Here is a 23,178-nt window from a genome sequence, read left to right on the forward strand (position 1 = left end):
GCTACGTGAGCGCCTCCGCTGCGTCGGCGTCGTCGTCCTCGAGGCCGCGTTTGCGCCTGGCCGGGACGCCGGCATAGACGCTGTTGCGCTCACAGTCCGCGCTCACTACGGCGCCCGCCGCAATGACGCATCCGGGCCCAATGGTGACGCCGGGGAGGATCACGGCGCGGGCCCCGATCCAGCAGCCATCGCCAATCACCACGGGCAGCGCGTAGTTGGCTCCGGCGCGTTCCTGCGGCCCGGCAATGTGGTGCGAACCAGTGATGACCATGACCCCGGGACCGAACTGGACCCGCGCGCCGATCGTGATCGCGGCCGAACCGTCAAGGAAGGCGTCGTAGTTGATGAAGCTTCCCCGGCCAATGCTGATGTCCGTGCCGCCAAAAAACGCCCGCCCCGCAATGGTGGACGGCGATGCGTTGATCCCGGCCGCACGCAAGGCCCGCCAGCGCTGGGATTCGGGCACCAGGGGCGAGGAGAGAAGGCCGTTGACCAGCAAATCCCGGGCGGCGGTTGTCAGCGTCTGCTTGAGCCTCATGGGCCGATCCTACACGCAGGAAATACCGCGGACACCGGGCATTAAACAGCTGTGGGACTTCACCTGGAAGTCCCACAGCCGATTATTCAGTTCGTGTCAGGATTGCTCCTTGCACGGCTCCTTCAAGGAATCCCCTAGTGTGCCCAGAGGTAGGGGACGGCCGTCGTGCCGTCTGCCTGGAACACCTTCGGTGCCGTCTTGATGGTGTTGGTGTTCGGCCCGGCGTAGTTGGTGGGGGTCAGGATCGCGATCTTGACGCCAACGCCGATGGGGCCGGACTGGCTCGGGCTGATCCAGGTATCGGACTGGGCGCCGATGACGGTCAGGTTGCCGTCGCCCTGGTCGGACATGAACTGGATCTGGATCCGGTCCTTGGCCCCGTACATCACCGGGTTGTGGTGGATGATGTTGAAGCTGCGCTCGTGGTTGATGCCAATCACGTTGCGGATGGACTGCAGGTTCCAGGTCTCGGCATTGTTGGACTGCCAGAACGTGGGCATGCCGTAGTTGGAATCGTGCGTGTACACGTTGTACAGCTTGGCGCCGTCGTGGCTGTTGTAGCCAATGGGGGAGGCGCCGACGATGTCGCCGGTCACGCGGGAAGCGTAGGTGTTGCCGGTCACGGCGTGGCCGTCGATTTCGACGTCGCGCGTGATGGAGTTGCTGCCGCGCCACCAGTTAAGACCGAAGGTCTCGCCCGGGGGGAAGCCTGCGTTGCCCGGGATACCGGTGATCAGCAGGTTTGAAACCGTGGTGCCCGGCTTGGATTCGCCCACCATGATGCCGTTGTACAGGTGGCCCTGGGTGGTGCCCTGAAGCCAGAAGTTCGACAGGATCTGCGGCACGGTGCCATTGTTCATGCGCATGACGTACAGCTGGTTGGTGTCACCCGAGCCCTGGGCCGGAACCCAGCTGGCGTAGGTGGAGGTGTTGGCCTTCATGCGGATGATGGTGTCGCGGCCTTCGCCGACGATGCCCTTCACGGTGGAGGGGACTTCAATGGCCTTGGACTGGTCCTTGAAGTTGCTGACCTCGAAGACGCCGGCCGGCAGCTTGAGGATCTTGCCGGCCAGTGCCGGGTTCTGCAGCACGGCGTTGATGTCCTGGCCGGGCTTTGCAATGGAGGACCACTGTACCCAGTCCGGGTTGGCCGGCTGCGTGGGGGCGGTGGTCGGCGTCGGCGTGGGTGTTGCCGTCTGGGTGGGGGTAGCCGAAGCCGTCGGTGACGGCGTGGGCTTCTGGGACGGCGAGGCGGTGGCGCTCGGGGAGGCGCTGGCACTCGGGGACGCGGTCGGCTTGGCGCTGGCGCTCGGGGTGGGAACCGGTGCAGGGGCGGCGTCGGCGGAGGCGACGGCCCAGAACTTGGCACCCTCGGCGCTCCAGCCAGCGGCCTTCAACGCGGCCTGGTCGGCGGCGGTGGTGGCCATGCGGTGCATGCCGTTCTTTTGGAAACGGTAGATCGGGATGCCGCAGCTAAGCGGAGTGGGGGATGCGTAGAAGTCGATCTGCTGGCTCTTGTAGCCATACTTGCTCTGCGCGTCGGCGTACTCGGTGGAGTGGCCGTCGTCGGCAATCCACAGGAAGTCGTTGTTCTTGAACAAGCGGTACACGGGGACCAGGCCGGTGCCGGCCTTGGGGGCAGCGTTGAACAGCACGCCGCCGCCGTCGGTGAAACCGTACTTGGTCTTGCCGTTTTGGATCTCGAGCTGGGATGAGCTCATCAACGAGGCACTGGTGCTCGGATTGACGCTGCTGAAGATATTGGTGTTCATTGCTGAACAAATGGTTGACTCTGAGACTGTCGGGGCAGTTGCCGCGTTAGCGGTCATGCCCACCAAGGGGACCGTGCTCAGTGCAAGCACCAAGCCCAGAAGGCGTGTGGATTTCTTCACAAAAATAGTTCCTATTTTTTGTTACAGCCTGCCTCCCAGCCACGCTGTATTTTGGGCACAGCCCTGTCCGTATGCAGGGTCCTGTGTCGAGTGAATATCGTGTATTCACTTACCAAGTCCAGCACAAAACAAACTTGCCGACGGGCGTCTGACCACGCCTGGCATTGGACACCCCCATTGGGTGAACGTGCTTCGCACATTGGGCAAGCGCTGAGCCCGCTTCCCAAGTCTGGACCTCTCGCCGCTGTTCGAAATTGAACCGTAGCGGACGATACTGATCACCAATTTATCACGGGACGGTAACGGAGCCGAACGGGTGATCGCTCAAAAGTGCCATAAAACACACAAATTAGTGCCGGATTTGCTCGAGGTACTCCCGCAGCCGGACGGCCGCCGACGGCATGTCCAAGCCCGTGCGCGCGAGCTTTTGGAGGTTCAAGGTGCTGTGCCGCGGACGCGGCGCGGCTTGTTTTTCGGCGAAGTAACATTCGCTGGAAACGCCCGTAACATCGTCGCGGGAGCGCCCGGAAAGTTCAAAAATGTCCGCCGCGATTTCCGCCCAGGACTGGTCCGGGCCCGAGTTGCTCACGTTGTACGTGCCAAACGGTGCGCCACTGCCCAAAAGATGTCCGACGGCGGCCGCCAGGTCGGCGGTGAACGTCAGCCGGCCAAACTGGTCGTTGACCACCCGCGGCTTGATTCCCCGCTCGGACAGAGCTGCCATGGTGCGAACAAAGTTGTTTCCTTCACCGATTACCCAGCTGGTTCTCAGAATGTAGTGGTGCGGCACTGTGGCGATTATCACGTCACCCGCGGCCTTGCTTTGGCCATAGACACCAAGGGGGGAGAGCGGCTCGTCCTCGTCGTGCACGGGGACGGTGCCGTCAAAGACATAGTCGCTGGAGATGTGCACCAGCGTGATGCGGTGTTCGGTGCATTTCCGGGCCAGGGCGGCCAGGGCACTCGCGTTGACCGCCCAGGCCGCGGCCCTCCCGGCGGGCGTTTCGGCGGCATCCACGGAAGTGTAGGCGGCGGCGTTGATGATCGTGTCGTAGGCCGCGAAGTCACGGTCGCCGAAGGGGTCCGGCCCGGCCAGGTCAAGCTCGGTCCGGCCGGCAAACTCAACTGTTGGGTCGGCGTCGAACATCGCGGCCAGTGCGCGGCCTAGCTGGCCGTTGGCACCCAGGACCAGCGTCCTCTTCCCCTGCATGGGGACCACGTCGGCGAGGCGCGGGTGGGTCTTGTCCTTGTCGGAGAGTTCGGCCGCGGCGAGCGGGATGGGCCAGGGGATGTTGGCGGTTTCGTCGGCCAGGTTCAGGAAGGTGTAGCGGGCCGCGGGGGACCAATGCGCGTTGACCAGGTAGGAGTAGGCGGTGCCGTCCTCGAGCGTCTGGAACGCATTGCCCACCCCGCGGGGGATGAAAATGGCGGTGGAGGGGTCCAGCACGGCCGTGAAGACGGTGCCGAACGAGGGCCCCTCACGCAGATCCACCCACGCCCCGAAGACCCGCCCGGTGGCCACCGAGATGAATTTCTCCCACGGCTCCGCGTGGATGCCGCGGGTGGTGCCGGCGGATTCGTTGAAGGAGATGTTGTTTTGCACGGGGCCAAAGTCCGGCAGGCCGGCGGCGGCCATCTTCTCCCGCTGCCAGTTTTCCTTGAACCAGCCGCGGTTGTCGCCATGGACGGGCAGGTCAAAAAGGACGACGCCGGGAATGGGGGTTGGGCGGGCGGCCAGGGCCTTGCCGAACTGCAGACCCGTCACGGCTGTGCGCCGTCCGTTGCGACGGCCCTGAGCTGCTCGCCCTGGCCGGCGTATTTGGCCTCGGTGGCGGCCTTTTGCGGCCGCCACCAGGATTCGTTGTCCCGGTACCAGCGCACGGTGGCTTCAAGGCCGGCGGCAAAGTCGCCGTACGCGGGCGCCCAGCCGAGTTCGGTGCGCAGCTTGGACGAGTCGATGGCGTACCGGAGGTCATGCCCCGAGCGGTCCGTGACGTGGTCGTAGGCGTCAGCCGGTTGTCCCGTGGCGGCCAGGATCATTTCAATGACGCTTTTGTTGTCCTTCTCCCCGTCCGCGCCAATGAGGTACGTTTCCCCGGCGACGCCCTTTTCCAGGATGGTGAGGACGGCGGAGGAGTGGTCGTCCGCGTGGATCCAGTCGCGCACGTTGTGCCCCGCGCCGTAGAGGCGGGGCCGGACGCCGTCGAGGACGTTGGTGATTTGGCGCGGAATGAACTTTTCCACGTGTTGGAAGGGTCCGTAGTTGTTGGAGCAGTTGCTGAGGGTCGCGTTGATGCCAAAGGACCTGACCCAGGCGCGGACCAGCAGGTCCGAGCCGGCCTTCGTGGCCGAGTACGGGCTCGACGGGTTGTACGCGGTGGCCTCAGTAAACCGCTGCGGGTCGGCAAGCTCCAGGTCGCCGTAGACCTCGTCGGTGGAAATGTGGTGGAAGCGGGTGCCGTGGCGGCGCACGGCCTCGAGCAACGTGAAGGTGCCCATGATGTTGGTCTGCACAAAGGGGGAGGGGTCGGCCAGGGAATTGTCGTTGTGGGACTCCGCGGCGTAGTGGACCACGGCGTCGGAGCCGGCCACCAGCGAGTCGACCAGGGCGGCGTCGCAGATGTCACCCTGCACAAACGTGAAACGGCTGGCGGGCAGGCCAGACAGGGAGGCCAGGTTCCCGGCGTACGTCAACTTATCCAGCACGGTCACCGCAAAATCGGTGTGACTCATGGCATAGTGAACAAAGTTGGACCCAATAAAGCCGGCGCCGCCGGTGACCAGAATTCTCGGCATGACCCCAGCGTAGCGCCGGGAGTCACGCCGGGGCGGCACAGGAGGGTAACGATGCGCGGAATAATCCTCGCCGGCGGGACGGGCTCACGCCTGCACCCCATCACTCTGGGCATCAGCAAGCAGCTGGTGCCCGTCTATGACAAGCCGATGATCTATTACCCGCTCTCCACCCTGATCCTGGCCGGCATCCGGGACATCCTCATCATCACCACTCCGCAGGACGCCGAGCAATTCCAGCGGCTGTTGGGCGACGGCTCCCAGTTTGGCGTCAACCTCAGCTACGTCCAACAGCCGTCACCCGACGGCCTGGCCCAGGCATTCATCCTGGGGAAGGACCATATCGGTTCCGACACCGTGGCCCTGGTGCTGGGCGACAATATCTTTTACGGTCCGGGATTGGGCACCCAGCTCCAGCAGCATCAGGACATCAGCGGCGGTTCAATCTTTGGCTATTGGGTCAAGGATCCCAGCGCCTACGGCGTGGTGGAATTCGACGCCGACTGCAATGTCATTTCCCTGGCGGAAAAGCCGGCCGTTCCCGCCAGCAACTACGCCGTCCCGGGACTGTACTTCTACGACAACTCGGTCATCGACATTGCGAAGGATTTGAAGCCGTCCGCCCGCGGTGAACTGGAGATCACCGACATCAACAGCAGCTATCTGGCGCGCGGCGAGCTCCACGTGGAACTCCTTCCCCGCGGCACGGCCTGGCTGGATACCGGAACCTTTAGTGATCTCAACGACGCCTCCACCTTTGTACGGACGGTGGAGAGCCGGCAGGGGCTGAAGATTGGCGCCCCGGAGGAGGTGGCCTGGCGGCAGGGCTTCCTCAGCGATGACGATTTGCGTGAACGTGCCGGGAAACTGCTCAAGAGCGGCTACGGCGCCTACTTGCTGGGGTTGCTTGACTAAGGGCAGGCTTTGGCCGGGCTGCGCGGAATCAGTGCGATAATTAAGTGCATTGGATGTGACTTATTTAGAAGGAGCGCGCGCTTTGGTGTTGAAATCCACTGACCACGACCACCAGGGGCCGTTGACCGACGCAGAAGTGCGCCGCATCCGCAACGACTTCCCCATCCTTGACCAGCAGGTCAACGGCCGTGAGCTGGTGTACCTGGATTCCGGAGCCACCTCGCAAAAGCCCACCAGCGTCATGGAGGCGGAGCAGGAGTTCTACGAACAACGCAACTCCGCCGTGCACCGCGGCGCCCACACGCTGGCCGTTGCCGCCACCGATGTCTTTGAAGATGCCCGGGCCACGGTGGCCGCCTTCATCGGCGCCGACGACAACGAGCTTGTCTGGACGGCGAACGCCACGGCCGGGCTTAACCTGATCGCGTACTCCTTCGGCAATGCCAGCATTGGTGAGGTCCCCGCCGAGGCCCGGCAGTTCGCCGTCGGGCCCGGGGACGAGGTGCTGGTGACCGAGATGGAGCACCACGCCAACCTGATTCCCTGGCAGGAACTGTGCCGGCGCACGGGTGCCACCTTGAAGTTCGTGCCGATCATGGACGACGGCACGCTGGACATGGAGGCCGCCGCCGCGCTGTTCACGGCCCGCACCAGGGTCTTCGCGTTCACCCACGTTTCCAACGTCACCGGCGTCATCAACCCCGTGGTGGAGCTGACCCGCATGGCGCACGACGTTGGCGCCCTGGTGGTGCTGGACGCCTGCCAATCCGCGCCGCACCTGGCACTCGACGTCAAGGCGCTTGACGTCGACTTTGCCGTATTCTCCGGGCACAAGATGCTGGCGCCCACGGGCATTGGCGCCGTCTACGGCCGGGCCGAGTTGCTCGATGCCATGCCGCCGTTCCTGACCGGCGGCTCCATGATCACCACCGTCACGATGGAAAAGGCAGGCTACCTGCCCTCGCCGCAGCGTTTCGAGGCCGGCACGCAGGCCATCTCGCAGGCCGCAGCACTTGCCGCGGCCGTGAACTACCTCAGTGAAACGGGCATGCAGCGGATCCACGAGTGGGAGGCCGCGCTGGGGCAGCGCCTCGTTGCCGGTCTTGAGGCGATCGACGGCATCCGCGTGCTGGGGCCGGCGTCCGGCACAGCCAGGGCCGGGCTTGCCGCGTTCGAGGTGGACGGGGTCCATGCGCACGACGTCGGCCAGTTCCTTGACGCCGCCGGCATCGCCGTCCGCGTGGGCCACCATTGCGCCCAGCCGCTGCACCGCCGGCTGGGATTGAACGCCTCCACCCGCGCCAGCACCTACTTGTACAACACCACCGAGGAGGTGGATGCGTTCCTGGCCGCCGTGGCGGGAGTGCGCCCCTACTTCGGCATTACGGGAGCCTAAACCATGAGTTCACTGGATTCGCTGTACCAACAAATCATCCTGGAGCAGTCCAAGGCCCGCACGGGCGCCGACCTGGCGGACGACCAATTGCAGGGGCTCCACCTGCCGGACGGCGTGGGCCAATGCCACCAGCTCAACCCCGTGTGTGGCGATGAGATCACCCTGCGCGTGGAGACTGCCGACGGCACCGTGCAGGGCATCCACTGGGCGGGGGACGGGTGCGCCATTTCCATGGCGTCCGCCTCCATCTTCGCCGAGCTGGCCGAGGGGCTGGGCGTGGCGGAGGTACACGGGTTGATTGACAACTTCCGCGAGGTGATGCGATCCCGCGGAAAACTGGAAGCGGACGAGGAAATCCTGGGGGACGCCGCAGCACTTTCGGGTGTTTCCAAATTCCCGGCCCGCGTCAAGTGCGCCATGCTGGCCTGGGTCGCCGCCGAGGACGCGCTGGCGCAGACACGCTAGAACCGCGCTGTCACGAACCAAGAAAGCCCGGAGCCAGTGGCTCCGGGCTTTCCTGAGTTTACGGGCGAACCCGAGAACTTCTTTGGTGTCTTAGACGTTTGCAGCGTTGCGGCTGCGACGGCGTGAAACCACCACGGTGCCAACGCCCGCGGCAAGTGCGCCGGCGCCAACGATCGACCAAACCAAAACGCCGGTGTCAATACCGGTGCTGGCGAGACCGCCGTTTTCGGTGCCGGCAACAACGCTGCCGGCTCCGTTGTTGCCGCCGGACAGGCCGGCTTCGGAGTCGAGGCTGGTGACAACCTTGACAACCTGGCTGACGGTAACGCCGGACGTACGTCCGGTGGCCGTCAGCGTGTGCGTGCCGGTTTCGTTCAGCGTGACTGACGTGCTGAAGGAACCGTCAGCAGCAGCAACAGTCGTGAAGGACTGCGATGCAGCGGGCTTGATGATGACGGGCACCGACATCGATGCGCCACCGCCCATGGAACCAATTGCACCGCCTGCAACGGCGCTGGTCTGGGTGACCGTGATGTCAATGGTTTCACCGGCAGTGAAGCCGGAGCCACCGAAGGAGAGTGCCTGGCCGGGAACCACGGTGCCGACTGAGACTACGGCAGAGGGTCCGGCCGGGTAGTCGGGAGCAGCCTGGGCTGCAACCGTCCCCACGGACAAGGTTAGGAGCCCGGCAAGTGCCAGGCTGGCGAGTGTTTTCTTCATACAGTATTCCCCACTTCTAATTCAAATAAATAAAGTAAAGCGCCCCCGATGAGACCAGAAGCCTTTTTGAGACTATCAGTCGGCATTGGGCGCGCCCAACCCGGATTGCATTTTTTCTAATGAACACATGCATGACGAGTGATGCCTTGTCAATGCCTGTTATTCAAACTTTGTCAAACCTTTATGGCTTGGTGGCCGCGCAGCCTTTTGCCAAATCCGTCGGCACAATGACGTCGGCGCTCTTTTGGACCGTGGGCGTCACATCCAGCACGGCGGGACTGGTTTGGACCACCTTTGCGAAGTCGATGTCCACCGTGGTGCTTTGCCCCGGTGCCAGGTCCACCCGGACCACGCCAACAGGACGATCGGCGTGCACAAAGGAGCCGAATCCGGCGGTCTTGCCGTTGACGCGGGCCTCCTGCGCGCGGGCCTGGACCGGGCCGTAGGCTACGACGTTGGTGGCCACATGGCCCGGCGTTACGCCATAGTCGCCACCGCCGGTGACGTATTTCGGCAAGGACGTGGCTGCATCGGCGGGTGCCGTGTTGGTGAGCGTGATGTGGGCCGTGTACTTGCCATAGCCGCCGGCCGTGCATTGCTGGACGAGCTGGACTTTCCGTTTCACGTAGTAGTCCATCTTGGCACCGGTGCCGTCATTGAAGTAGACGCCAAATGCGGAAGGCGCCACGGCGGAGCCGGCGATTGCCCCGCCGATCCGCTGCTTGGCCAATACATTTTGTTCCTCGTTGCGGGAGGACCACACTTTAATGCGGTTTTCCTGCACGCCATTACCGAGGGCGGCAATTAGCTTTTCCCCGGATGTTTTTCCGGAGGATATTTCGCCAAAAATCTTCTTTGCCACTTCCGCGAAATAGGCGTCCTGCAGTTTGGGCTCCTCGATGTTGGCATATACATCGGACAGCAGCGCCTTGACCAGGTTCCCGCTGGTGAGCTTGGTGGGAAGACTTCCAATGTCCGCGCCGGCCGGCACGGCGGAGCTCACGTCGACCGGTCCGGTTGCGCCCAGAACCATGGACAGCGCCACGGGGTCCAAGGTGATGACGCCGTCAACCGTTTGCCCGGGATGGCGCGCCTGCCACATGGTGCGGGCGGTGGCGGCCGCGGTGGGGAAATCCGGTGTCAGGTTGACGTCCTGCATATAGCTTCCCAGCCGGGGGGAGTAAATGGTTTCCTGTGCGGGGTCAACCTTGAGTGCGGGGTCAAAGACGCCGATGCCGCCGGCGGAATCCTGGTTGGTGAGTTCGATCTTGCCCTTTTCCACGTGCAGGATCGCCAGGGCACCGGGAATGCCGCCGGTGGCCCGAACTTCGGCACTGTTTTGGATCAGCAATAGGTAGTTGCGTGAATCCTTTTCGCCCATCATGGGCGGTACCAGGCGGGCCGCATTGGCGGCAATGGTGAGCGTTCCGCGCAGCTCATCGAGCTGCTTCCGGGCTGTCTGGAGTGGTTCGGCAATTTGCGGCAGCAGCTTTGAAGCGTCAATGTCTGCCAACCGCGCATGCGAGAGCTCAACAGTGTTTGCAGCCGATACCACGTTCGGGGCCGCGGCGGAGAGCGCATCCAGGGGCACCGCACCGTTGCTTGGCGTCAGAGTCTTCCAATCGAGCGAGCCAAGAGTGCCCACCAGGGGTTTGGCTGCCAGTCGAACGACGTCGTCGGCGGTCACTGCCATGTCCGTGGCGGCGGCAAGGTTGGGTCCAATCCAGGGCAGTGAGCTTGCCAGTTTCCACACGGGGTCGGTGGCCGCGTCCTTGGCGGCTGCAGTGTGCGCGGCCAAACTGGAAACCGTTGCGGCTGCTCCGGTGCTGTTGTTCTCAAGGAGCTGCTGTTTCAACTTGGGCAACAACTCGGTGGTTGCCTGCATGTCGTCCTTGAGGTGCAGGGCCTGGTAACCAACCCAGGCACCGGCCCCGCCAAGGGCGACGGCAACAACTACCACAGCGATACTTACCTTTAGGACGCGCCGCCGGCGTTTGCGGGCGGCGGTTTTCTTGCCGCTGCCCGAACGGCGAACGCGCTCGGAGCGGTTTTCTAGTTCTGGGTTTTCTGTGAAGCCGAGGTGATCGGTCATGGTGCTAGGACCTTCCCATTCCGCGGTAGGTCCAGCCGGCGTCTCGTTGTGTCAGTGATGACCTGACGGCCAAACGCGTGCGTCGTACCGGTGCGCCCATTCCGAGCGACTTCGCCACAGTGGCAGATAAGTTCATTGCTTGACCTTTCAAAGTCAAAGACCGGGAGAGCTAAAATTGCGGGGGCGAGAATGGTGCCAGAACTAGACGGCACCGTTACTGCCAACCACGGCCTTGGCCGTGCGGAAGAGGATCACCAGGTCCGTAGTCAGCGACCAATTCTCCACGTAGTACAAGTCGAGTCTGATGCTCTCATCCCAGCTGAGATTGGATCTACCGCTAACCTGCCACAGGCCGCTCATTCCGGGCTGGACGTAGAGCCGGCGCCTGGCCGCATCATCATAGAGGGCGACTTCGCCGTCTCGTTGCGGGCGCGGACCAACCAGGCTCATGCTCCCCATTAGGACGTTGAACAGTTGCGGAAGCTCATCGAGCGAAAACTTGCGCAGAACCCGTCCGACGCGGGTGATGCGCGGATCATTCTCAACCTTGAAAAGGGGCTTATCGTCAGTTCCTTGTGCTTGGAGAAGTCCGGCAAGCTGAAGGTCGGCATCCACCATCATTGACCGGAATTTGATCATTCTAAAGGTAGTTCCGTGGACACCAATGCGGTCCTGCATGTAAAAGACAGGACCGGGGCTTGACAGCTTAGTCAGCACGGCCAACGTGGCCAGGACAGGGGACAGGAAGGCAACCAGCAGGGAGGCTCCGACCAAGTCAAAGGTCCGCTTTGCCACGCGCTTGCCGCCCTCCAACTTGGGAGTCGTAACGTGGATCAATGGCAGGCCTGCAATGGGCTGAGTATGAATCCTGGGCCCTGCAATGTCAGTCAGCGCCGGGGCAACAATCAGACCAATATTCTGTTCCGCCAAAGCCCATCCGAGGTGCCTCATGGTCGTTGGATGGAGGGCGGTACCTCCGGAGAGCGCAACCATATCCGCATCGCAGTTCCGGACGGCAGTCATGATGCCGGCTACTGACGGTTCAGTGCCGAGCACGCGTATTTCCTGGGCAGCGTTGATCGTGGTGGCGTCTGCGCCGGGGAGATAGGTACCTACTGGTTTGTAACCGGACATCGGGTGGCGCTTCAGCGCGTCAATGAGGTGGGTGACGGCTGTATCACCTCCGACCAGCAGTAGTCGGGATACGCTTCGGCCACCCGAACGGTCCAAGGTTAGGTGCTGACGGAGGACCCATCTGCCGGCAGCGAGGCCGAAAACCCCCAGCGGAAATGCGATGCCAACGTACCCACGTGCCACGTCAACTTGAAATGCGTATGAAAAGATCGCCAAGGCGCCAAAGAGCCAAAGGCTTGCAGCAAATACGCGCTTATATTCATCTGGACCGCTGCCGAGAATTCGGGAAGCACGGCTGTCCCACATCTCCAACATGATCCACCAGACCACTGGCAAGATTAGCGTCATGACGAAGTAGGGCGTGGCCCGCGCCCCTGCAATTGTCTCGTCGCCGTCCAGCCCAAACCGAATGAGATGGGCGCCTACGGCGGCCCAAATTACGACGATGGCATCGACAATCCAGATTCGCTTGGCATAGCGACTCCGCCAATTATTCTGATTCATTTGTTCCCACCCCCGGGGGAACCCACATGTTTAACGAGGCCGGATCTGAAAGATTCCGACTTGACTGTGCTACGTAGAGTCCGTCAATCAGTCACGAGCGTCGTGAGGCCCGGGTGGGATGACCACGGAGAATATTGTCGAAATCATCCTCTGTAGGTCCGAAGTCTCCTTGCTTATCGGCGACTTTGGTTTGTGGGTGGGGTGCTACCGCAGTGGGTGCATTCGAAGAGTAGCCGTAGTAGCTATACGAATAGGCGTCCGGGCCCTTGACCGGCACCCGGTTCAACACGACGCCGAGAATGTCCGCGTTGACAAGCGCCAACGATGCCAAAGACTTCTCCACCTCCTGTTGACGTACCGTATGGCAGCCTACAACCAAGACCACGCCACCAACCTGCTGTGCAAGTACGGCTGCATCAGTCACTGGAAGTAGAGGGGGCGCATCGATGACGACCGCATCGAAAGTGGCTTCCAGGGTGGTGATGATTTGTTTCATGGATTCTGATCCCAATAGTTCACTGGGATTCGGAGGTATCCGGCCCGACGAAAGAACATGAAGATCGGTCATGCCCCAAGGCTGAAGGAGATCGAGGACAGGGGCCTCTCCCACAAGCGCAGTTGTTAGCCCAGCTTGACCTTCCAAGCCGAAGTAGTTCGCCACCATGGGTCGCCGGAGATCGGCGTCCACAAGCACAACACGTTGGCCAGCCTCAGCCATGGCAAGGGCGAGATTCGTAGCGGTGGTGCTCTTGCCCTCGCCAGGCAGTGAGGAAGTGACAAGGACCGTCTTACTCTTATGACTTACGTGAGCGAATTGCAGGTTCGTACGTAGCTGTCTAAATGACTCAGCCCGCTGGCTATGACCGGACAACTGCGTCAACAGAGGGGTCTTCGTGGCGTCTTGGTCGAAAGCGATTCCCCCGAGGACAGGAACTTGAGTAACCAATTTCAAATCACGCGCATTTCGAATCCGCGTGTCCAGGGTAGTGCGCAATACAGCAGCCACCCCGCCAACAGCCAATCCGATTAGCAATCCCAAAGCTAGGTTGATCTTTGTGTTGGGCGCTGACGGAGCCACTGGTGCCGTTGCCGGTGTCACTACGGAGACTCGAACAGGAGAGACGCCGCCGCCCTTGGGCATTTCCAGCTTGTCGACGGCCGCTATGAGACTGTCACCAACTGCCTGTGCAATTGCAGCTGCTTGAACCGGGGATCCATCATTGACTGAAATCGTGATGAACACAGTTTTTAGATCGGAAGAGGCTTGGACCATCGACGCTAGTTGTTGCGGCGTCTTGTCGAGACCCAACGAGTTGATCACAGGCTGGAGGACGGTTGGAGTTGTCACTGTCTTCACGTACGAAGACACTCGAGCTTGAATGAACGAATTTCCTGTCTGAAGATCCTGGACCGATCCGGAACTCTGTGTAGCCACGAAGAGCTGTGTTTCAGCGGTATAGACGGGCTTCGTGAGAACGGACGAGAGACCCCCAATCATCAATCCGACGATCGTCGCGGAAACGATAAGTATCCAATTCCGACGTAAAATGAGCAAATAATCGCGTAATTCCAAGTGAAGGTTCCCCCATGCAGATGCCAGACGCCCATTGATAGCGAGCTGAGACCTCGATCAGGACATTGAGTGTTACGTCCCATACTACCGCTTCATTGCCGACCAAAAGAGTGCCGCGCTTCATACCACAAAGATTCAACCAAATCCACTTGGGCAATGTGACAATGAGCGATGTTAGTCTTTAAAGTCAGCCTTGCCAACCACACGCCGCTTTCTCATATTCAACTTGGAAGCAGTGGCCCATGAAATTGAGACTTGTGATGCTCGTCACAACTCCGAGGAAAGGCTGAAATAGTCTGTAGATGTGCAACCACAGGCTGGCATGCGACTTAGGGTAACCTTGGCCGCTCAAAGGCGGACCGCTATTCTGAAAATTGCCAACTTGGCGCAAATCATTCGAGTCCCCGCGAAACAATTACAGTCGCAAGGGTACTCTGTCAATCGACCGGTTATCTGCAATTAGACTAAAAAAATAGGAAAGATATTAGGGGGTGCGGGATGAAAATAGTACTATCATCGCGTGAAATTATATGGGGTGGAGGTGAAGTGTTTCTGTCAGATCTCGCCAGAGAGCTAATAGAAATGGGTCACAACGTAATTCTTAGAGTTGAAAAGAACAGTCAACTCGCGAGACACAACCCCCACATTCCAAGAATATCCCGGATGCGGTCGTGCAAGTCAGATCTCGTAATATTGAATGATTTCCGCTCTGTGTGGCAAAGCAACTTTGTGGATCGCTCTCGGCACCGAGCCTTTGTTGTGCATGGCGAATGGCAATGGAGTCCACTCAGAGCTCGAATATCCAAAAGGATGAAAATTGCAGTACATCCTGTGAGTCGATTCGTGGCCGACTATGGTCGGTCTGTTGGAGTCGATTGGCCTCAGTGCATACTTCCCCTAGGGCCACGACCTAAAAAATCTGAGATCGCATCGTTTAAATCGATTCCTAACTCGGAGAATATAACGATTGGGACAATCGCGCGTCTCGACCCAATTAAAAGGCTCGAACTTTTCCGCGACGTCGTGACAATGGGCAAATGGAATGGGATAGTCGTGTGCCCAGAACCTCAAACTAGCGCAGAGATGGCCGTACTCCAAAGTCTCACCGAGTCTGAGAATATTGAAGTAATTCATACTGCAAATGCCTCAAATCAGATCGCCAAATTCGATATTTTTCTAAGCACGTCAATATCCGAGTCTCTGGGCCTTTCACACCTGGAAGCATTGCAATTTGGAAAACCAGTGCTAACAACCGCACTCCACGGACCCCCGGAATTTATGAGCGGACCATTGCAGATCGGTATCCTTAAGGATTCAGATCCAGCTGAATTAGTTAAACAAATTAGGACAGCTATCTCCGCCTACCAAGTGACCGTTGCAGACTATTCACGTCACGCGGCACGTGAGCTTGCTGCTCGGGGCCCTCACGCATGCGCAATGCAAATCCTTGGTAGCTCGTCGTGAGGATCTTTTATGTTTGTCAAAAACGTGAAGAAAGGGCGGCAATGGGTGCAATTGTTCGTCGTAAGGGCATAGTCGCTGGCCTGCATTCACATGGAATTGAAGTCGTCGTTGTTGAAGTTAAAAGGAAAAAGGGTCGATGGCCCGAACTGCTTTCGAGTTGTAAGATTGGGGAAACTGATCTGCATTTATTCGACAGTGGATCCAACGAAAGTCGAGATCTTATATTCTTTGAGGGTCTTCCTGTAGCAGTAGGAATCATCCCACAACTTATTAGACTCAAAAACAAGAGCCAATATCATGTCGATATATGTGATAGTTGGATCCGGTCAGCATATTTGGGATCTGGCGCTCATGCTGGAATTAAGGGCCTGGCTATTCGGGGCATAAAGAAGACGATTGCAGCGGTCTCGTTAATCACAGTATCGCGGTTGATTCATTCCTTGAGCTATATTTCGACGACCGATCTTTCGTCCGATATTAAGTGGATAGATCCTGGTACCGCCAAAATGATTGTAGGCAACTCTGCAGATTCCCACTCAACGGACTTGTTGTGGGCAAAAGGCAATACCATAGTTTGTGTTGCTGATTGGGGCTATGGTCCTAACCGATCGATGCTTCGACATAATCTGAACTGGGCCGGGAATGTTGTATCTGACGGTAAGGACATCACCCTTCGGATCGTAGGTCCAAATTTCCCGAAAGATTTTGTTCTTCCCGATTATGTTGATTTGAGAGGTTGGGTCGAAAACATACAGGATGCCTATCAAGGCGCTTCCTGTTCGCTTTCACTCATTTCGGAGGGCGCGGGCGTTAAGAATAAGGTCATAGAATCTCTTGCGAACGGTATTCCTGTAATCGGTACGCAAGCAGCATTCTCGTCGGTACCCTTAGTCGACGGTATGTGTCTAATCACGGAAATTACAGGACCGACAGCGGACGAATACGGATCTTGGATTCGTCAGTTTGATAAAGACGCGCCTCCAAAAGTGGCATTTTCTAATTGGTCAGATCAAGTGGCTCCACTCATTGACAGGATAACAGTACTTTGACCGGTAATATTTTGATACTGGCCTATGAAGCGATGCCCGGGTCAGGAACTGAGGCGGGACTTGCCGAAAAATGGGCCAGAATCTATTCGGGCCAAGGATATAAAGTCACAATTCTCTCTTCGGGTCCAACAGACTCGCCCGACCAGTTAAATATGTGGGATCCATGTATATCGAAAGTTATTCGCATCGGCAAGAATCAACATGCTAAGGCTGCGCAAAAGCCCCATGAGCTTATCAAGAATGCGATTCACTATAGGAACTGGACTTCTCAGGTTCGTTCCTTCCTAAAAGCCAACAGCAATTGGCATATTATCCACCATGTCTCATGGGGGTCGATTCGATTGGCTCCAGCGATGACAACGGTCCATCCTGAGGCTAAGACTGTCTGGGGTCCATTGGGTGGGGGACAATTGGCGCTCTTTCGTGGATTGCCATTTCGTGCCTGGCCACAGGAACTTTTGAGGGCTATAGCGTTTCCAATTGCAATCGCCAGACAGAGAGCTCGATTCAGTGGGAAGACTGAACCGTCGCTGACATTGGTTACAAATGATCAAACTAGGAAGTTTGCTGATGCATCGGGCCTTGATCAGGTCGAAATGATGTTCGCCGATGGAATTGATCCGGCAGAGATCGTAGATAAGGGCAGAACGGGCGCTCATGATGTAGTAAGGCTTCTTTGGCTTGGACGTATGGTTCACTCAAAACGACCAGATATTTCACTACTTGTGTTGAAGAACCTTTTGGACCGTGGTGTCCAGGCGTCATTGGTATTTGCTGGTGATGGGCCTGAACTGGTCAGGCTCAAACAGCTTTCCAAACGTCTACAAATCGACGAAAATGTTGAGTTTTTGGGAAAGGTTCCGTGGTCTCAAGTCATAGACCTATATGACTCCAGCGATTACCTGGTTTTTACAAGCATGCGAGATTCCTCGAGCCCTAGCGTTCTTGAAGCCGCTGGAAGGGGTCTCCCCTCGCTGGTCTTGAGACACCAAGGCGTTGGTTCAATGGTTCCTGAGATTGTGGCTCGCGGCCCACGCGTGTGGCGGGGAGCACAGAATCTGGCGATGAGCCTTGTTGATGACGTTCTGGCACATCGTGATGATCCGCAGGGTTATGTGCATGCCTCTAATGAGGCAATTGCTTGGGCGAGGAGCCAAACCTGGGATAACAAAGTTTCATATGTTTTGGACTACCTAGGAGAAGAGATAACAGATGGTCAAGGTCGGCAGCCTTCTAATACGTTATGACGGTGGCGGTGCTGAGAGGGTTGCAGCGATACTCTCCTCGGAGTTTGACTCGGAACAGGTAATCTTCCAGAGGATAGCTATTGATCCGGCGTTGCCTGGCGAAGAGGGCAACCCCGATTTGACACTTTTGCGTAGCGTCTCACGGAATCAGGTTCTCCGGGTATTTTTGAGCGTAGTGCGTCTTCGTCGTCTAGTAATCCGAGAACGACTTGATGTGTTGCACCTAAATTGCGAGGCACCGGATTTGATTGGTTTGTTAGCGTGGAGTTCCTTAAGTAGTCGGAACCGACCGAGGATGATTCGAACGGAACACACAATGAATCCATGGGACGGCCGTCCGTTTATTGGTGGCATAATGCCCAGGCTCCTTCGATTGGTTGGCTGTCGCACGGTGTATTGCTACGACTCGAATAGCCTTGTACGCGAGTCCATAACTATTCCAAACCCCATATCTGTCGATTCTGGGGGTTGTTGGAGAGTCAGGGCCGCAGACTTTACGTAGTTGGCAGGCTAACAAAGTCAAAACGGGTGGATTGGATTCTTCGGGCTGCACATAGTGCCGGCTTGGGTCTGCCAATTGTGATTGTTGGAGATGGACCGGAACGATCTTCCCTAGAAGGATTGGCCCATGATCTTGGGCTGACCGTAACTTTTGCGGGATTCATGCGAAACCCTTGGAGCATGCTCGGAGCCGAAGACTGCATCATTTCCGCTAGTAGCTTCGAAGGAGAACCACTCACGATCCTGGAAGCACTGCAACATAGATTACCGTTGTTGGTTTCTCGAATTACGGCGCACGAAAACTTGCTAGGGAATCACTCGGGCTACTTCGGATCGGTAAGCGAACTGTCTGGGATACTCGAGGACTTCAAGAAGCTCCATACATTCGAGCAAGGAATTGTGTCGCCCAGGACTGCGGCGAAAGCGTTGTTGGGTCGTCAACCAGCGGAAGTTGCACTGCAGTGGACGGAGCAGTACAGGAGTCTTTTGAATGCAGGAGGTCAGATTAGTTGACAAAGCAGAAAGTCCAGTTCTACAGCTGGGACAGTCATGGGAATCTAGGTGATGATTGGCTCGCCTCCATATCGAATCAGTATGTCGGTGACCCTGTAAGGGTTTCCGAGAGGCGTTCCTTGATGAGTTGGCCATTGGGTTCGCACGTCCTTAAAGGTGCGGGCGCACGAGATCGCAGCGCAACCCTGTGCCTCTGGGGCGGTGGGTGGTTGGCCGCTGACCAGCGAAATGTTGAGACGTTGGTCAGATGGGAAAAGCACCTTAGTGTGCGGCGAGGAGAGACGCTTGGTCTCGGTTTGGGGCTGGGTCCCTTTGAATCAGGCAACGGCACTACGATGGCACGGCGGGTCTTGGCTCGCTTCTCAAAACCGATTGTGGTTCGCACACAGTCCGATGTAGCTAACGCTGAAGGGATTGTCCCAACTATTCTCGGAGGTGATCTTTCATTCCTCGACCAGGAGTTCAGGTCTGCCGACGGTTTCCACCGGGCACAGTCTGACAGCCACACGACCATCATTTCCTTCCCCAGGTATGGTAAGCATTGGATAGTGCAACGACCGTGGCTAACCGAGGACTGGTATCGCAACTATGTTGAGAGTATTGTCAGGAGACAATTAGTAAAAGGAACAGTAATGCATGTCCAATTTGACAAAGGTCAGAATGGACGGGGCGACAATGAATATTGGTCGCATCTAAATGTAGAGTTTGTTTCCCCAAATACCATCGACGAAGCAGCTGCTCACTATTTGACAGCCTCAGAAGTATATGCTGGCCGGCTCCATGCGGCACTTCTCGCTGTTAACCTTGACATACCCACGGTGGCGGTCGCTTACCATCACAAATTTGAATGTGTTGAAGAAACGGGCGTTCAAGTAGTAGGTTTACATGAAAAACCGGATCATATTCCAATTGCCAAACCCCCCGTAGGCCGTCTTGTTCAGGAAATTAGGGACCGAACTCAAGAAGCGTGCCGAGTAGTTGCACCATGGTTAAAAGGATGAGTCTTAGAGTTCAGCCCTCGACTACACTGAAGATTGGGCCGCCCACAGCAGGCTTCGTCGTGCTATTTCTATTGAGCGTTGGCGTTACGATTCCACTCGCGGAGACTGCATTCCCATTTCTTGAAACCCTTCACAGTGCCTCCGTCTTTTCGCTCTACGGGTCGATCGTTCTTGCAGTGGGCTTCATTTTCCACAAAATAGCTGGTGGCGACAAACCGGGGAAAATACACGTAGTTTTGTCGAGTATTGTCCTCGTTACGGGAATCATTCCTTTTCTTTCGGGACCTGCTCTCTACGAGGGAAACACCATTGTATGGTTTCAGTCACACGTTATATTTGCGGTACTGATACTCTTTTCCCCTTACATTACATTTGAAGATATCTATCGAATATTTATCTTTGTCTCTTTGTTCTCCATTCTAACCGTGCTTGCCGGAGCGGGGGCTTTCTCGATCGATGATAGAACTGGCTTATTTACCCAGGGACGTTTGCGGGGGGTACTAGGACATCCAAATATCACCGGGATGGCCGGCGCGGTGCTAATCCTTATTTCCGTGAGTTCGCAAAAAGTCAGAATCTTTGGGGCAATAATTGGTTCTATTGTAGTTCTCGGGTCATTTTCATTCACCTCAATCGTGGCCCTTTTAATAGCACTGGTCGTCAGTCGAACTCGGTACCAAAAGATGTTTCAATGGTACCTATTGGCAGGCCTTGTTGTGTTGCTTACGCCAGCGCTCCTTGTTGAGCGGCGAAGTGGATTTCTGAATCCTGATCAGTTTACGGGCCGCACAGGGATCTGGGAGTGGGCGATGGCTCAGTTGTCTGTGCCGCTTGAGCAAAGAGGATTGGGGTTCTTCCGATTGCTTCAGGAGCAGGGAGCAATTCCCTGGTCTCACGCCCACAACCAAGTCATCATGGACCTCGTATCCGGCGGATTTCTATTGGCTGCGACTGGCGTATTATTTATTACCTCAATGGCCTTTGACTTAAATCGTAAACATAATAAATTTGGGATTATGCTTTGGTTAGTGTTGGTTGTTCAGGCCCTGACTGAGATTCCGCTATTTCTTGACTATCCAAGTGGCCGTTTGCTTTATCTGGTATTGATCACTGCACTCATTGTTGGAAACCACAATTCTTCAATCAAGACATCTAGTACGAAGCCTGCTGCTCGTGGAACTCACTAAGAGAAAGTCAATTCGCCGTTTTTCCTCTGTCGCAATCGGCGTATTCGCGTCCACGGGGACTACTTATCTATTGTTCTTGTTGTTCGCAACAAATTCCACGGTGAGCGGATTGGGTCTCTATGGATTGGCCACTGCAATCGTTGCAATTATTGTTCGTTTTATGGACGGCGTGAGTGGGCAACGCCTATTCCAAGAAATTGACGCGTTTGCGAAATTGGGTCGATTGGGCGCTGTGAATGGACACAGAATTGTGGCCTATTTGATAGTCGGTGGTCTGGTCGAAGTTTTTGTCCGTCTACTGCCAGGTGATTCCTTGGATTGGTCTGGGATGCTGCTAATTGGCCAAGGGTTTTATGCAAGCATTATTGGCACGCGAATATTGGAGGTCAAGAGCGTTCCATTATTGTTCGCGCAACTAGGTAATTCGGTGGCTTTCATAGTTGCCTCCTTGTTGATATTCTTGGGTAGGACTCAAATTGACTCGAAGTCTATGATCCTTATAAACGCAACAGTCTTGATAGTTTCCTCAATTCCTTTTGTTGTTTATGATTTACTTCTTTGGAGGGGCGATCGAAAGTTTCTGTCCAAAGGTGTTAGTGAAGTCCTCTATGGGTCTTCGGATGGCAAAAAGCAGCTTGTCTTCCTAACGGGTTACCAGGCTGCAAATGCTTTGTCCGGATCAATTGACAGTATTGTTTCCGGGTTTGGCGGATCTGCTGATATTGCACGATATCAAGCTGTCCAACGCCCCCTACTAGGCCTTGCAACTTTCAACGTTGCAATTGGTCAATTTTCAATGAATAGAGTTGCTGTTGGCGGTAGGGCTGTGATTCGTAGATTGCTGCTTGTTTTTTCGCCTGCGCTGGTTATGTGGCCAATAATTGGTGTCGTTTGTGTCTTATTTCTTCCACTAATTATGCCGCGAGAAACAGTGCCTCAAGTCTGGATTGGAGGTCTTATTGGCTTCGCCTATGGATTAGGTGCACTGATGCAAATCACCGGCACGTATTTGATGCACCAGAAGAGAAGTTTTGATCTTTTGAAGTCTACGATCGTCCAGCTAATGGTAATGCTTTTGATTGGATGTCTAATTGTACCAATCTGGGGTTTGGGGGGAGTGGCTTGCTCTTTGGTTTTGGCGAGAATTGGCGGTTTTGTTGTGCAGTGGTATTTCGTAAGGGTTAGTTGGTCTTTTGCTGAGGTTTCTAATGGCGAACGATTGAAATCGCATTAGCTAAGGCGCTGATTTGTTCAGCGCGGGCGATTTGGGTTGGTAGCTCGAGTCTCGTGTCGAAGGCGATTGCAGCGGGTCATATTTTGTCGGATATCAATCCGCCTTTGTTTTGGAGTTCATTCTTCCAGAGTGGCCTTTGGATCAATAGGTGTGCCCTTGAATTAATGCGGTGTCAGGTGTCAGGTGTCAGGTATCTCTGGCCTGTTGGATTCTGCTGTTTCGCAGGCGGATAGGTGCTTGCGCTTTCTGGTTTTTCACTGGGCAGGCTGAACCACTCTGGGCTGTACGTTTCGATCTTCGGAATGGTTTGCACGATGGTGGGTCATTCCGGGGGGAGTTTTTTGCTGTCTGGGTCTGGCTGTTGTGGATTCGCTGCCTTGGGCGGCGCTTGTCTCAGGAGTGGGAGTGAGAGTGGGCCCGGGACAGGTCTGGGCCGACCCGTGTCCGTGGGGCATACGTTCACATTAGGTTCATGGGTGGGCACCGTTTATGTATCAGTTCTTAGTATTGGCTGCAGGAGAGCGCTTGGGAGATGTGATCCCATGTAAGCCACGGTCCCGTTGAGATTCAAATCCCTACTAGGAGGGCGCGGGTTCTGCTTGTGCGAAGTAGGCGGGGTTGGCCGTTGGACTGAAGGTGGCTATTACCACGTTGGTGACGTCGACATGTGCAACCGCTTCTGCTCAAAACATCTCCGATGGGACTTGTAGTTGTCATCGGCCGTGAGAGATCAGCTGTGTCAGGGTGCTCACCAGGAGTCCTAAGGAACACGATGAAAGTTCTAGGATCCAGTTGTCGGGGCCAATGAAGTTGAATGCTTGGACCAGAATGGCATGCGTTGTTCACTGGCGGGTAGCGGGCCGGGGTGTCCGGCCCGTGGTGCAGGATTTTGTGAAGTTCACGGCCAGAGAGCAACGGAGGTGGGGGCTTGGACTATTGCCAAGCCATCATGGGGATGCC

Annotated in this window: 19 protein-coding genes; 11 read left to right on the plus strand and 8 right to left on the minus strand. The window is 57.0% G+C overall.

Features of this window, described 5'->3' with window-relative positions:
- Nucleotide 1: 1 nt before the first annotated feature.
- The 4 genes from AL755_RS06140 to rfbB all read right to left on the minus strand — a co-directional run bounded on the left by AL755_RS06140 (nt 2) and on the right by rfbB (nt 5,226).
- Nucleotides 2–538 (minus strand): DapH/DapD/GlmU-related protein, encoded by a 537-nt coding sequence (locus AL755_RS06140; RefSeq protein WP_054010251.1) that lies wholly within the window; start codon nt 536–538, stop codon nt 2–4.
- A 134-nt stretch (nt 539–672) separates the two neighbouring features.
- A complete protein-coding gene (locus tag AL755_RS06145) occupies nt 673–2,310 on the minus strand; it encodes a hypothetical protein (protein WP_054010252.1) in 1,638 nt (545 codons plus the stop codon).
- 469 nt (nt 2,311–2,779) lie between these two features.
- Nucleotides 2,780–4,195, minus strand: a complete 1,416-nt coding sequence (locus AL755_RS06150; RefSeq protein WP_054010253.1) for a sugar nucleotide-binding protein — start codon at nt 4,193–4,195, stop codon at nt 2,780–2,782.
- The gene (rfbB, locus tag AL755_RS06155; RefSeq protein ID WP_054010254.1) at nt 4,192–5,226 is read right to left on the minus strand and encodes a dTDP-glucose 4,6-dehydratase; all 1,035 of its coding nucleotides are present in this window, start codon (nt 5,224–5,226) and stop codon (nt 4,192–4,194) included. Before rfbB ends, AL755_RS06150 begins: the two co-directional genes overlap by 4 nt.
- Nucleotides 5,227–5,277: 51 nt before the next feature.
- Here rfbB and rfbA point away from each other — a divergent pair, with 51 nt between their 5' ends.
- The 3 genes from rfbA (at nt 5,278) to sufU (ending at nt 7,999) form a co-directional block, all read left to right on the plus strand.
- The gene (rfbA, locus tag AL755_RS06160) at nt 5,278–6,138 is read left to right on the plus strand and encodes a glucose-1-phosphate thymidylyltransferase RfbA (RefSeq protein WP_054010255.1); all 861 of its coding nucleotides are present in this window, start codon (nt 5,278–5,280) and stop codon (nt 6,136–6,138) included.
- An 85-nt stretch (nt 6,139–6,223) separates the two neighbouring features.
- Nucleotides 6,224–7,534: a SufS family cysteine desulfurase gene (locus AL755_RS06165; protein WP_237762607.1), complete on the plus strand. Its 1,311-nt coding sequence runs from the start codon at nt 6,224–6,226 to the stop codon at nt 7,532–7,534.
- Between the two features lie 3 nt (nt 7,535–7,537).
- The gene (gene sufU / locus AL755_RS06170) at nt 7,538–7,999 is read left to right on the plus strand and encodes a Fe-S cluster assembly sulfur transfer protein SufU (RefSeq protein ID WP_054010257.1); all 462 of its coding nucleotides are present in this window, start codon (nt 7,538–7,540) and stop codon (nt 7,997–7,999) included.
- Between the two features lie 90 nt (nt 8,000–8,089).
- Here the strand turns inward: sufU and AL755_RS06175 are convergent, their stop codons facing one another.
- The 4 genes from AL755_RS06175 to AL755_RS06190 form a co-directional block, all read right to left on the minus strand.
- Nucleotides 8,090–8,719, minus strand: a complete 630-nt coding sequence (locus AL755_RS06175; RefSeq protein WP_054010258.1) for an LPXTG cell wall anchor domain-containing protein — start codon at nt 8,717–8,719, stop codon at nt 8,090–8,092.
- 181 nt (nt 8,720–8,900) lie between these two features.
- Entirely contained in the window at nt 8,901–10,679 is a 1,779-nt protein-coding gene (locus AL755_RS06180; RefSeq protein ID WP_237762608.1) for a DUF4012 domain-containing protein, read from the minus strand.
- A 333-nt stretch (nt 10,680–11,012) separates the two neighbouring features.
- Nucleotides 11,013–12,449, minus strand: a complete 1,437-nt coding sequence (locus AL755_RS06185; RefSeq protein WP_054010259.1) for a sugar transferase — start codon at nt 12,447–12,449, stop codon at nt 11,013–11,015.
- Between the two features lie 91 nt (nt 12,450–12,540).
- Nucleotides 12,541–14,022 carry a polysaccharide biosynthesis tyrosine autokinase gene (locus tag AL755_RS06190; protein ID WP_082368955.1) on the minus strand — a complete coding sequence of 494 codons (1,482 nt, stop codon included), beginning with the start codon at nt 14,020–14,022 and terminating at the stop codon, nt 12,541–12,543.
- Between the two features lie 810 nt (nt 14,023–14,832).
- On the opposite strand from AL755_RS06190, the gene AL755_RS24510 reads away from it, so the two are divergent.
- The 8 genes from AL755_RS24510 (at nt 14,833) to AL755_RS23195 (ending at nt 22,218) form a co-directional block, all read left to right on the plus strand.
- Nucleotides 14,833–15,486 (plus strand): glycosyltransferase, encoded by a 654-nt coding sequence (locus AL755_RS24510; protein ID WP_160318867.1) that lies wholly within the window; start codon nt 14,833–14,835, stop codon nt 15,484–15,486.
- Between the two features lie 41 nt (nt 15,487–15,527).
- On the plus strand, nt 15,528–16,535 hold the full coding sequence (locus AL755_RS22325; RefSeq protein ID WP_082368957.1) for a glycosyltransferase family 4 protein: 1,008 nt from the start codon (nt 15,528–15,530) through the stop codon (nt 16,533–16,535).
- The gene (locus tag AL755_RS22330; protein WP_150117057.1) at nt 16,532–17,782 is read left to right on the plus strand and encodes a glycosyltransferase family 4 protein; all 1,251 of its coding nucleotides are present in this window, start codon (nt 16,532–16,534) and stop codon (nt 17,780–17,782) included. Before AL755_RS22325 ends, AL755_RS22330 begins: the two co-directional genes overlap by 4 nt.
- Entirely contained in the window at nt 17,748–18,284 is a 537-nt protein-coding gene (locus AL755_RS24515; RefSeq protein WP_082368959.1) for a glycosyltransferase family 4 protein, read from the plus strand. Before AL755_RS22330 ends, AL755_RS24515 begins: the two co-directional genes overlap by 35 nt.
- Complete coding sequence (locus tag AL755_RS24520) at nt 18,254–18,796, plus strand: glycosyltransferase (protein ID WP_160318868.1); 543 nt, start codon at nt 18,254–18,256, stop codon at nt 18,794–18,796. Before AL755_RS24515 ends, AL755_RS24520 begins: the two co-directional genes overlap by 31 nt.
- A gap of 122 nt (nt 18,797–18,918) precedes the next feature.
- A complete protein-coding gene (locus AL755_RS22345) occupies nt 18,919–19,797 on the plus strand; it encodes a polysaccharide pyruvyl transferase family protein (RefSeq protein ID WP_272946707.1) in 879 nt (292 codons plus the stop codon).
- A 59-nt stretch (nt 19,798–19,856) separates the two neighbouring features.
- Entirely contained in the window at nt 19,857–20,984 is a 1,128-nt protein-coding gene (locus AL755_RS23190; protein ID WP_160318869.1) for an O-antigen ligase family protein, read from the plus strand.
- Complete coding sequence (locus AL755_RS23195) at nt 20,971–22,218, plus strand: lipopolysaccharide biosynthesis protein (protein WP_150117059.1); 1,248 nt, start codon at nt 20,971–20,973, stop codon at nt 22,216–22,218. The genes AL755_RS23190 and AL755_RS23195 overlap by 14 nt, the downstream gene beginning before the upstream one ends.
- The last annotated feature ends 960 nt before the right edge of the window (nt 22,219–23,178 follow it).

Source organism: Arthrobacter sp. ERGS1:01 (genome assembly GCF_001281315.1).
Classification (GTDB): Bacteria; Actinomycetota; Actinomycetes; order Actinomycetales; family Micrococcaceae; genus Specibacter.